The sequence below is a fragment of the Citrobacter sp. L55 genome (assembly GCF_002850715.1).
Taxonomy (GTDB): Bacteria; Pseudomonadota; Gammaproteobacteria; order Enterobacterales; family Enterobacteriaceae; genus Citrobacter; species Citrobacter braakii.
The window spans coordinates 126,956-137,377 of sequence record NZ_KZ559403.1 but is presented as its reverse complement, the minus strand read 5'-3'; the positions used below and the strand labels follow the sequence as shown (position 1 = coordinate 137,377).

At 52.6% G+C, this 10,422-nt stretch carries 11 protein-coding genes and 1 pseudogene; 1 reads left to right on the top strand and 11 read right to left on the bottom strand.

The features are described 5' to 3' along the window. Window position 1: 1 nt before the first annotated feature. The 11 genes and pseudogenes from B9P82_RS12465 to B9P82_RS12415 all read right to left on the bottom strand — a co-directional run bounded on the left by B9P82_RS12465 (window position 2) and on the right by B9P82_RS12415 (window position 9,070). Entirely contained in the window at window positions 2-1,693 is a 1,692-nt protein-coding gene (locus B9P82_RS12465) for a glycosyltransferase family 2 protein (protein ID WP_101700406.1), read from the bottom strand. Continuing rightward, the gene (locus tag B9P82_RS12460) at window positions 1,684-2,037 is read right to left on the bottom strand and encodes an ApeI family dehydratase (protein ID WP_016157672.1); all 354 of its coding nucleotides are present in this window, start codon (window positions 2,035-2,037) and stop codon (window positions 1,684-1,686) included. Before B9P82_RS12460 ends, B9P82_RS12465 begins: the two co-directional genes overlap by 10 nt. After that, a complete protein-coding gene (locus B9P82_RS12455; RefSeq protein ID WP_016154857.1) occupies window positions 2,024-3,385 on the bottom strand; it encodes an AMP-binding protein in 1,362 nt (453 codons plus the stop codon). Before B9P82_RS12455 ends, B9P82_RS12460 begins: the two co-directional genes overlap by 14 nt. Continuing rightward, on the bottom strand, window positions 3,382-3,963 hold the full coding sequence (locus B9P82_RS12450; protein WP_101700405.1) for a COG4648 family protein: 582 nt from the start codon (window positions 3,961-3,963) through the stop codon (window positions 3,382-3,384). The genes B9P82_RS12455 and B9P82_RS12450 overlap by 4 nt, the downstream gene beginning before the upstream one ends. 6 nt (window positions 3,964-3,969) lie before the next feature. Beyond that, the gene (locus B9P82_RS12445; RefSeq protein WP_016154855.1) at window positions 3,970-4,221 is read right to left on the bottom strand and encodes an acyl carrier protein; all 252 of its coding nucleotides are present in this window, start codon (window positions 4,219-4,221) and stop codon (window positions 3,970-3,972) included. A gap of 12 nt (window positions 4,222-4,233) precedes the next feature. Continuing rightward, complete coding sequence (locus B9P82_RS12440; RefSeq protein WP_016154854.1) at window positions 4,234-4,491, bottom strand: phosphopantetheine-binding protein; 258 nt, start codon at window positions 4,489-4,491, stop codon at window positions 4,234-4,236. Further along, window positions 4,472-5,305 (bottom strand): lysophospholipid acyltransferase family protein, encoded by an 834-nt coding sequence (locus B9P82_RS12435; RefSeq protein WP_170975113.1) that lies wholly within the window; start codon window positions 5,303-5,305, stop codon window positions 4,472-4,474. Before B9P82_RS12435 ends, B9P82_RS12440 begins: the two co-directional genes overlap by 20 nt. Continuing rightward, on the bottom strand, window positions 5,284-6,006 hold the full coding sequence (locus tag B9P82_RS12430) for a beta-ketoacyl synthase chain length factor (protein WP_019078117.1): 723 nt from the start codon (window positions 6,004-6,006) through the stop codon (window positions 5,284-5,286). The genes B9P82_RS12435 and B9P82_RS12430 overlap by 22 nt, the downstream gene beginning before the upstream one ends. Before the next feature lie 40 nt (window positions 6,007-6,046). Continuing rightward, window positions 6,047-7,107, bottom strand: a pseudogene (locus B9P82_RS12425) (class I SAM-dependent methyltransferase). A gap of 68 nt (window positions 7,108-7,175) precedes the next feature. Beyond that, entirely contained in the window at window positions 7,176-7,553 is a 378-nt protein-coding gene (locus B9P82_RS12420) for a hypothetical protein (protein WP_029139728.1), read from the bottom strand. Between the two features lie 470 nt (window positions 7,554-8,023). Beyond that, complete coding sequence (locus B9P82_RS12415) at window positions 8,024-9,070, bottom strand: AI-2E family transporter (protein ID WP_101700404.1); 1,047 nt, start codon at window positions 9,068-9,070, stop codon at window positions 8,024-8,026. Window positions 9,071-9,203: 133 nt separating this feature from the next. Between B9P82_RS12415 and B9P82_RS12410 the strand changes: the two genes are divergently transcribed. Further along, window positions 9,204-10,421, top strand: a complete 1,218-nt coding sequence (locus B9P82_RS12410; protein WP_047358184.1) for an MFS transporter — start codon at window positions 9,204-9,206, stop codon at window positions 10,419-10,421. The last annotated feature ends 1 nt before the right edge of the window (window position 10,422 follow it).

The following is a 10,422-nucleotide window of genomic DNA, read 5'->3' as shown; positions in this document are numbered from 1 at the left end:
TTTACTCCTTGTCATTGGTGTCCGGCAGTTGCCAGAAATCGAAAAAGTTAAACCAGTCGAGGGGCGACTGAAGCGCATAGTGCTCAAGGCGTTCGGCGTAGCGATCGACAGTATTCTGTAATGCCTGTTGTCGTGTGGCGCGCGGTAAGAGCAGCGGGTCGGCAAACGGTTCGCAGTAGATGTGGAGTTTCTCCTGCTGGCGCAGGGCAAAAATCAGATCTACAGGGCAGCGTAAAATAGACGCAAGAATAAACGGGCCCTGAGGGAATGGCGCGTTTTGCCCCATAAAGCGGCTCCAGCACACACGCCACTCGCCGCCGCGTTGGGGATTGACTGCGATGCGATCGCCTACGATGGCTACCCATTCACCGCGCTCCAGTTTCTCTTTGAGCAGAATGGCAGTATCTGGACCAATACTGTTCACCGGGAGCAGATTTAATCCAGCCTGCGGCGCCATCTCTTGCATGATCTGTTTAAAGCGTTGGGCGTTATCGCTAAATACCAGCGCATTGATTGTTTTACTGCCCTGTAGCTGGGCCAGTGCCCGACAGGCTTCGACATCGCCAAGATGTGAAGCCAGCAGCAGTTTTCCCCGAGGATCGCTGACATTTAGCGTTTTTTCTGCGCCTGGTGCAAAAATCACATCGCGACCGAAGTGCAGTTCACCGCGCCAACTGGCAATCTTATCCAGCATCGCGCCGCCAAAACGCAGGAAATGCTGATAACTGGTCAGGTTTGGCGGTACTGGCATCCGGCGTGTGATCAGTTGCGCTCTTACGCGGCTAATCCAGCGTTGAGAGGCTTTTCGGGCAGTTGAAGCGCTGAGCCAGTATACGCCGACGACCGGATACAGCAGCAGGGAGAAGGCTTTGCGACCCAGTACATGCCAGACCAGCAGCATCAGACGCATTCCCCACAACCCTTTGACTTCCTGCTGCTGCGCCCAGTGTGTCGATGAACGACGACACAGCAGGGAGGGGATGCGCGGCAACATGCCAAAGAACAGGCGAGTGTGCATCAATGAAATGTGCAGATTGTCTTTAAGCGCGTCGAAATGGGATAGCCCGTCCTGCGGATAGGTGACTCGCGTGGGGATAAAATAGCTGGTGTTGCCTTGCCAGTAGAGGCGCACCATCACTTCAGTATCAAAATCCATCCGTTTGCCAAGCGTTACACGCTGTGCCAGTTGCAGCGTGGGGGCCACCGGATACACCCGGAAGCCGCACATACTGTCTTTGAGCTGCAACGAGAGCGTTTCTATCCACACCCAGATATGGGTTACCCAACGACCGTACAGGCGCGAGCGAGGGACCGAATCATCGTAAATCGGTTGTCCGGAAATCAGTGCTGTCGGATGTTCTTTTGCCAATGCAAGCAGCCTGGGAATATCTTCAATGGCATGTTGCCCGTCGGCATCGACCTGCACTGCATGACTGAACCCGGCATCTGCTGCCGTCTGCATTCCGCGAATAACCGCCGCGCCTTTTCCTGCGTTGATGGGCAGGCGAATTAACGTCAGATTGCTGTATTCTGTCGCCAGGCGTGCCAGTTCATCTCGTGTAGTCTCGTCGCTGCCATCGTCCACCACAATGCAGGGGAGATTGAACGGCCGAAGACGATCCAACACGTCCGACATCATCGCGCCGTGGTTGTAGCAGGGGATCAACACGCATGGGGAAAAGGTCAGCGGCATAACCGAATCTTCCCGCTGCTGGCGGTATGGCGCACGTCACCGTCGTGGCGCTGGTAGCTAAAAGTGAGCATCTGACGCGCTTCCTGCCAGCTCAGACTCAGGGTGACGGTGGCCTCTGGCAATAGCGGTGACTGGAACTTCACGTTTTGAATACTGTGAAAACGCCAGCCAGGGACCAGCAGCGTGGTGGCGTAATCCATCGCCCAGTTTAGCTGTGCAACGCCCGGCAGCAGTGGCTGCACGCTAAAATGCCCGCTGAACCAAAACAGAGAAGGGTCGAGTTGTAAAACAATCTCAGCCTGATGAGGCAGTGCCTGATGGCGCTCGATTTCATGGGGTTTCATGAAATAACTCCTGTAATTGCGCATAGACACGCTTGTTCATACTGTTGACCGGAATCTCATCAATCACCCGCCAGTAGCGGGGAACAGCGACCGGCTCCAGCCAGGGCAGCAGCGAACGTCGCCAGGTCAGTTCTTGCGGTTTACCACCGCACTCAAGCCAGCGTTGCCGGGCTTCGTCATCCAGTACCAGCAGGACACCAACGCCCTGACGTCCTCCGCGTGAGACGGGCAATGCTGCGACTTCACGGATACCGTCCAGTGCCAGTAAACGTTGCTCCACTTCGCTGAGTGAAATGCGTTTCTCTTCAATCTTGACCACCCGCCCGCGTCTGCCCATCAGGCGGAACTGTCCGTTTTCGATAAACTGAAGAATATCATCGAGTAACAGGCCATCATCAGCTGCAATTAGTGGTGAAAACACACGAAACGCGTCGTCTTCTGACTGGAATCTGACTCCGGGAAAAGGCAGCCATGTCACATCATCCTGATGGCGATAGCGCCACGCGAGGATTCCGGTTTCAGTGCTGCCGTAGATCTCATCGGGCCAGACATTCAGCCAGTCAGCAGCCTGCTTGACGTCCTGCCAAGACAGCATGCCGCCCGCGGAAAGAATCAACTCGATTGGCGGCGGTGTCAGGTGGTGGTCGAGGCGTTTCAGAAACGCCGGACTGCTGATAAACGCATACCGATGATCAGGGCTCAGTGCCGCCAGTTGTTCGGCATACCAAAGCATCGCCGCATGCAGCGGGAGGCCTAAAGCCATCGGCAAGAAGATACGAAACGTCAGACCATACAGGTGTTGCGGTACCACTGACGCGACGACCCGGCAACCTGCCAGACGATCAGCAAAACGCGTAGCGAGCAATGCTGCTTCGCTATCCAGACGAGCAATCGGTTTGATTACGCGTTTCGGCTGGCCGGTCGAACCGGAAGTGAATAGCTCCACAAAGGCGTCACTGCGTATTATCGGGAACGTGATGTCGTGGGCCACAGATGTCATGGCAGAGCTGACCACTCGCAGCGTTCCCTGCCAGTCCAGCGCTTTATCGCTCAGTACGCCATCAAACAGCAAGTGCTGCTCGTTTAACAACGAGACGCGACAATGTCCCGGGATCACCGGTGTTTTGCCAGCATGGAGCGTTGCCAGCAACGCGACGATGAATAAATAGCTGTTCTCGAAGCATAATGCCCAGCGTTCACCTTCCTGCTGCTGCAGTTGCGTTATCAACTGGGCCACATCATGGCGCAGATGGCCAAGTGTCCACGTATGATCTTCTTGCCACGCAACAGGAATGTCGTCCGGTCGTGGGGCACAGAGCCATTGAGCAAGTGTGAGGGGCTGCTTCATTGGGTATCTCGCTTTATCACCAGTTGGCGAACTAACCACTCGCCTACCATCAATGTCCCCATCAGCAGATAGGAAACCATACCGTTCCAGGTCGTCCACAGGGTCATATCGCCATTCAATGCAGTAAAGAGCGCAACGCTGCCATTGATGATGAAAAAGGCGCACCAGATTAGTGTCACAAGGTACGTGTAGCGCACGCCTGCTTCGGGCAGATTTGGTTCGCGCAGCCGCGCCAGACGTTCAACGATGGGCATCGCTGACCACAGAGAACCACCAAAAACCGACAGCATGACGGCGTTTACCACTACGGGATAAAACAGCAGCAGCTGGTGCGTTTTGAGCAGATAACTGGCAATGCATAAGGTGATACCCGCGATCACCACTACCTGTGTCACGACGCGCAACGGTCCCGCCTGTCGCCGGACCTGGCGAAAGCGTAAAAAAAAGAGTAGCGCCATTAACGGCAGCAACCAGTGCAGACTGTTATGCGCCAGGCCAAACCAGATCAAAAACGGCCAGGCCAACAACAGTAGACCTGTCAGCAGTTGTACGACTGGCAGGGAGCGAGTGCCTGACACGGTGAATTACGCTTCTATGAGAAGGCGTTCAACCGCATCGACGACATCTTGTACGGTGCGTACTGCTTTGAACTCTTCCGGCTTGATTTTCTTACCGGTTTTCTTTTGAAGATGCACGATCATGTCGACTGCGTCGATGCTGTCGAGTTCCAGATCTTCGTACAGGCGCGCCTCAGGCTTAATATCTTGCGGGTCAACTTCAAACAGCTTGACCAGCAGTGAGGAGACTTCTTCGTAAATGGCTTTTTGTTCGGTCATAACGGACTATCCTCAGGCACGTTGCGCGTGAATGAAAGATGCCAGCGTGGCGACGGAGAAGAAGTGCTGACGCATTTCTTCGCTCTCCGCTGAGAGGACCACGCCATACTCGTTTTTCACCGCCAGACCCAGCTCCAGGGCATCGATTGAGTCCAGGCCTAAGCCATCGCCAAAGAGTGCCGCTTCGGTTTCAATATCGTCAGCTGTTAGTTCGTCGAGATTCAATGTCGTTATAATGAGATTTTTGATTTCAAGATAAAGCGCTTGCATCATTAATTCCTGAAAGAGGTAAAGTACCTGGTTGTAATTGAAGCAAAAGATGCCGGTTCAACTGCCTTGCGGCCAGCGCCGGTTCTTGTGAATTTGCGTCGTAAAATTGGTCGATCTTAACCCGCTCGTGTACTGAAATGGTAAACATGGGTTTTACCGATGGGACGTCGTACCATTGGCTTTCTTTGTTCAGCATTTGTTCACTGCATTTAATGGTCACTATGCGTAAATCACTGCTGCAGCGCACGGCGATATTCGCCGCACCACGCTGTAACGTCATTTCCTCTCCGGGGCGTGTACGGGTTCCCTCGGGGAAAATTAAAATAGTATCGCCTTGTTCCAGACGTTGCTGGCACGCGGGCAATAGCGCGTCAACCTGGCTGTTAATCAGATAATCTGCCGCCCGGACCACGCCGCTGAGGAACGGATTTTTTAGTAGTGCACTTTTCACCAGACAGTCGGTTTCGGGCATTACCGATGCCAGTAGCACGTAATCGATGAGCGTCGGGTGGTTGGCGACGACCAGGCATCCTTGTTCATTGCGTAAAATATCTCGTCCTTCAATTTGGTAGTCCAACACACCAAGCCGTTTCGCCACCGTTAAAAAGAGGCGAAAACTGGCGGCGATGCTGCGTCTGGCGATACGCCGACGTCGGGCTTTATCCCATATCGCGATCAGCAAGACGTTAAACCAGAACGTAGAAAGAAGGAGTCCGCCGAGGCCAAACAGGGCAAAGCAAAGACCGGTCATCACCAGTCGCCATACCCGGTTAAGCCGCAGGAGCATCGTGTTCATCCCTGACTCCACTGCCATTGTACGCGTTCGCCAGACAGGGTAAACGCCTTGGTATCTTGCAAGTAATGTTGTAAAAACAATAGGCTTTGCGGCAACGTTGTCTCACCCCGCCCGCAGTGCGGACGGGTTTCACATTGCCAGCTATCACCGGATTCAATGACCAGCGCGACGGCAAACGGCCATGTTGGCATGTCAGGTGGTAACTGTGGGTGATAAAACTCGGGCAGAAAACCGTCGAAATCGACCATCAATACGCGCTGATATCCCGCCTGCAACAGCCCGATGACTTCACATAGCCCTTGCTGGAACGTATCCCTGCCAGCAGAAAGCGAGGAGGAGGCAATCGGTTTTTTCGCAGCGATCGTCAGGTTACCCACAGCAGAGTTATGTACAGAGAGGGCAAAATCGGTTGGTGAGAGTGCCTGCCCAGTCGCCAGGGCGTGCAGGATCCTGTAGTTACGCTCCAGTTCACCATGGCGGCTTGTATACAAAACAGCATTGATATCATGGCGGCGTAGCATCGCCAGCCCACAATCGACGGCCAGTTTGCTGCCGGAACTGAGGCGGCGAGCCGTCATCATCGGTAACTCGTTGAGCTTAGCCAATGGCGCAGTGGGATCGATGGCGTGCGAAAGCCGTGACCATTCATGCCACTGTTCTGTTTCGCTTAACCCTGGCGCCCTGGCCTGCCAGTCTATAATGTTGAAAGCAAATTTCATCAACGCGTATCCGCGGTAAATCGGTTGTTCCGATTGTTTCTTATTTTTTCTTCTGACATATCAATAAAGTATGCCCAACACCTAAGTTGTCGTGGCGTTCATCTACCTGAAAACCTGCCAGATTCAGATAGTGATAAAACCTCTCTACGCTGTAGAAACGGCTGTTGCCATTCGCCATACAGGTAAAATAAAGCGAAGACGCATTCAGGCTAAATGAGGCCGCTTCAAATTTTTGGGCATCCCAAAACAGTTCCATAATGAACAGCTTCGCGCCCGGTTTCATCACCCGGGCAACGTTGCGCAGCATAGCGATAATTTGTTCCGGAGAAAAACAGCCAGAAATTGACTCATCCACCAGATATCAGCGCCGGCAGGTAAAGGCGAGTCGCTAAGCATATCCACAGCATGGAAATTTATGCGATGAGATAATCCTGCATTTTCTATATTTTCGCGGGCAAGTGCAATTTGTTGCGGCAAATCTAATAGGGTGACAGTAATATTGTCATCATGTTGACAACAACGTAATGCCCATTTCCCGGTATTTCCGCCGACATCGTACAGGGTTGCAGGGGCGCTGGCGAATACATATGGCAATGCGGCATCAAATGCTCCATCTGAATAGTAATGATCGAAAGCAAACCAACTTTCACGCGCAGCCAGCGGTAATTGTGATAGTGCAGGATAGATTGTTGACCAGTCGCCAAAAGTTTTTAACCCTGCGGGTTTTCCTTCTTTCAGTGCATTTTCCAGATAGAACAGCCCCTGATAACAAACATCCTGGGTGAAGTCCATATTCACACGCGTCATCGTGTCATGTAAAAGAAAATGACCGACTTTAGCGAGGTAATAATATCCCTCTTTGTGGGTAATGATGCGCCCACTTAACCCCATATCCAACAGGATGCTGGCGGCATATTCGTTGATGGTGCTGTTTTCGGTAATCTCGTCGAGCGTGGCGCCGCGTTTACCTTGCTTGTCCAGCCAGGTGAGTACTCCAGCATTTCGCAGACACAACGCGGTTTGAAATAGCATAGGGGCAAAGGCGATACGTTGTGCTTCAGTAATGGCATCCAGTGCGCTAAGCGAATCCTGTTCGTACATGTGGGGACAACCTGTTAAATGGCAGATAGTAAGAGTATCGGGCCTTTTCGGCCCGACTTTAGGCGTAATTACAGATTGGCGCCGGCTGACAGATTAAGCTGGATGTCTTTATCCAGATTGCGTACCCAGCGGTTGTAGTTTTTGTGAATCTTTCCACCAGAAGCCTGCAGGTTGAGGCTGCTGTCATATTTGATGTCATAGCTGGTGGCGGTATAAGTGATACGGACTTCAGCCACATGATCGCGGGTTTGTTGGCGAGCTTTAATAATACCTGGTCCGGCTTCGGACATGACCCATTGGCGTTGAATACCGGCTTTTAGGATCGCGGTTTTAACCTGGTCCTGAGTATGTCCCGCGCTCACACTGGTGTGAACTTGATCAATCGGCGCAGTACGTGCACAACCCGCCAGTGCACCGACAACGGCAATGGCTGCAAACCACTTAATATACTGTTTCATTAAAACTCCCTCTCAAAGTACCGTTTATACATGTTAACTTATAAGCTCCGGAATCATGATGCACCCTTTATCACCTGCAATTTTATTTAAACTAAATTAGCGCTTTATTTCACTCTGTTGATAGCGAGGCAATGAGATGACCGGATGATAATATTCTATCACTTTCTTCAACAGAAACTTTTCAGCATCATCATCGGCGAGAAGTATAGATTTTTAGAGAAAACGTATCAAATAAAATAACCTTTAAATCTAAGTGGATAGTTTAAGTTAAATGCTTTGGATGTGTTCATTACTTTTATGTTTTTTGGCAAAGAATAATGCATGTGGATTATATATTTCCTTTATAAAAGAATGAATTCCTTTTCACTCTTTATTTAAGATAAGCCACTGTATATAGCTGTGTTGACGTCATTTTAACGTCAATATGGAAATATAATAACTACCTCGGTTGGTAGTTTTCAGGGTAGCCGACTTTTGGGCCTGCCGGGTCCCAGCAAAATTGCCAGTTTGCTACCGCCTGTGGTGGTTTCCATCCAGATTTTACACACGCTGGTTAACGGCACGGAAAGCAGCATACCTACCGGTCCAAGCAGCCATCCCCACACCAACAGAGAGAGAAACACGATTAGCGTCGATAATCCCAGCCGGTGCCCCATAATGCGGGGCTCAAGGATGTTGCCAATTACCATATGCACCACCAGAAACAGCGCCCCAACCAGCACGCATTCGTAAACGCCGTTGAACAGCAGCGCCTGGATCATGGGTGGAACGGCGGAAATGACCGAGCCAATGTTGGGCACGTAGTTTAGCAGGAATGCCAGCACACCCCACATCAGAGCAAACTGAATACCCATTAGCGCCAGCCCCAGCCAGACGATGGCACCGGTCCATAAGCTGAGCAACGTTTTCAGCGCCAGATAGTGAGAAACACCTTTCAGCGCCCGATGCAGCCCCGCAATATGGATTTGGGGGTTGTTCAGCGCAAAGCGCAGCTTATAGGGGACATGACGCACCTCAAACAACATAAAGACCACCGTCATCACCAGCAGAACGACGCTGGCCATGGCACCGGAAAGACTTGTCATCAGCGTGGTTGTGAAGGTCATCAGCTTGTCGGAGTCCATACGTTGCAGCATGCGCTCCGGGGACATATGCAGATTCAGAAAAGGTACCATCTCTTGCAGATACAGAACCTTGCGCGTCAGCTCCTTGTTGTATTTTGGCAGCATGGCCATGAATTCAGTAATGGATGACGCCAGAACGCCGATTAACGCCGTAAGAACGATCAGCATCACCACCACGACTAACGTTATCGCGACTGGCCGACGTACACCCCGGCGAATAAACCAGGTGACCAGCGGATTCAATACAATGGCAAAAAAAAGGGCCAGCAGAAGCTGTACGATGATATCCGCCGCGGCATGAATACCCGCGAGGATCACCACCAGAGCGGCCAGTTTGAGCAGAATGTGCAAACCCGTTTTATCGGGCTGGGCGGTTGTCATGTCGTCTTCCTGTTTGCGTTTTTGCATTAAGTGTAGCGGCTGGCTTGCGACTGATATTCCGAAACTGACTACTGATTTCTGCCCGGCAACATGGTAGAAATGAAACACTGTTGTGAAAACGTGGTGATCCTCCATGCCCGAACCCGTCGCTGAACCGACGCTTAGCGGTTTACGCCTTAATCTGCGTATTGTCTCTGTGGTGATGTTTAACTTCGCCAGCTACCTGACCATTGGTCTGCCGCTCGCTGTATTGCCAGGCTATGTCCATGATGTGATGGGATTTAGCGCTTTTTGGGCAGGGCTGGTCATCAGCCTGCAATATTTCGCTACGCTGCTGAGCCGTCCACATGCCGGTCGCTATGCCGACCTGCTGGGGCCAAAGAAGATTGTGGTATTCGGACTGTGTGGCTGTTTTTTAAGTGGTCTGGGCTACTTCCTGGCGGGCTTCACGAATGGCTGGCCGCTGGCCAGCCTGCTGCTGTTATGCCTGGGGCGCGTGATTCTAGGGATCGGGCAAAGCTTTGCCGGGACTGGCTCTACGCTGTGGGGGGTTGGGGTCGTTGGTTCAATGCATATCGGACGGGTGATTTCGTGGAACGGCATCGTGACCTATGGCGCGATGGCGATAGGCGCTCCGCTGGGCGTTCTGTTTTATGCCTGGGGTGGCTTACAGGGACTGGCGCTGACCGTGATGGGCGTGGCGCTGTTGGCAATACTGCTGGCGCTCCCTCGTCCGGCGGTGAAGGCCAGCAAAGGCAAACCATTGCCGTTTCGCGCGGTGCTTGGGCGTGTCTGGTTGTACGGCATGGCGCTGGCCCTGGCCTCAGCCGGATTTGGCGTGATCGCCACTTTCATTACCCTGTTTTATGATGCCAAAGGCTGGGACGGCGCCGCTTTCGCGCTGACGCTTTTTAGCTGCACGTTTGTGGGGACCCGCCTGTTATTCCCAAATGGTATCAACCGTTTAGGTGGACTAAATGTGGCGATGATCTGCTTTAGCGTCGAGATTGTTGGGTTGCTGCTGGTCGGGATGGCTTCCATGCCGTGGATGGCGAAAAGCGGCGTCCTGCTGGCCGGTGCAGGGTTTTCGCTGGTGTTCCCGGCGCTGGGCGTGGTGGCGGTAAAAGCCGTCCCGCAGCAAAATCAGGGCGCTGCGCTGGCGACGTATACGGTGTTTATGGATTTATCACTGGGAGTTACGGGGCCGCTGGCTGGGCTGGTCATGACCTGGGCGGGCGTGCCGGTTATCTATCTGGCGGCGGCAGGGCTGGTGGCGGTGGCGTTATTGCTGACCTGGCGATTAAAAAAACGGCCTCAGGTGGTGTCACCGGAGGCCGAGTCATCGTCTTAAC

Excerpts from the sequence above, each read along its gene's own strand:
- B9P82_RS12465 (WP_101700406.1), bottom strand. The coding sequence starts at position 1,693 with ATGCCGCTGACCTTTTCCCCATGCGTGTTGATCCCCTGCTACAACCAC.
- B9P82_RS12460 (WP_016157672.1), bottom strand. The coding sequence starts at position 2,037 with ATGAAACCCCATGAAATCGAGCGCCATCAGGCACTGCCTCATCAGGCT.
- B9P82_RS12455 (WP_016154857.1), bottom strand. The coding sequence starts at position 3,385 with ATGAAGCAGCCCCTCACACTTGCTCAATGGCTCTGTGCCCCACGACCG.
- B9P82_RS12445 (WP_016154855.1), bottom strand. The coding sequence starts at position 4,221 with ATGACCGAACAAAAAGCCATTTACGAAGAAGTCTCCTCACTGCTGGTC.
- B9P82_RS12440 (WP_016154854.1), bottom strand. The coding sequence starts at position 4,491 with ATGCAAGCGCTTTATCTTGAAATCAAAAATCTCATTATAACGACATTG.
- B9P82_RS12435 (WP_170975113.1), bottom strand. The coding sequence starts at position 5,305 with ATGGCAGTGGAGTCAGGGATGAACACGATGCTCCTGCGGCTTAACCGG.
- B9P82_RS12430 (WP_019078117.1), bottom strand. The coding sequence starts at position 6,006 with ATGAAATTTGCTTTCAACATTATAGACTGGCAGGCCAGGGCGCCAGGG.
- B9P82_RS12415 (WP_101700404.1), bottom strand. The coding sequence starts at position 9,070 with ATGACAACCGCCCAGCCCGATAAAACGGGTTTGCACATTCTGCTCAAA.
- B9P82_RS12410 (WP_047358184.1), top strand. The coding sequence starts at position 9,204 with ATGCCCGAACCCGTCGCTGAACCGACGCTTAGCGGTTTACGCCTTAAT.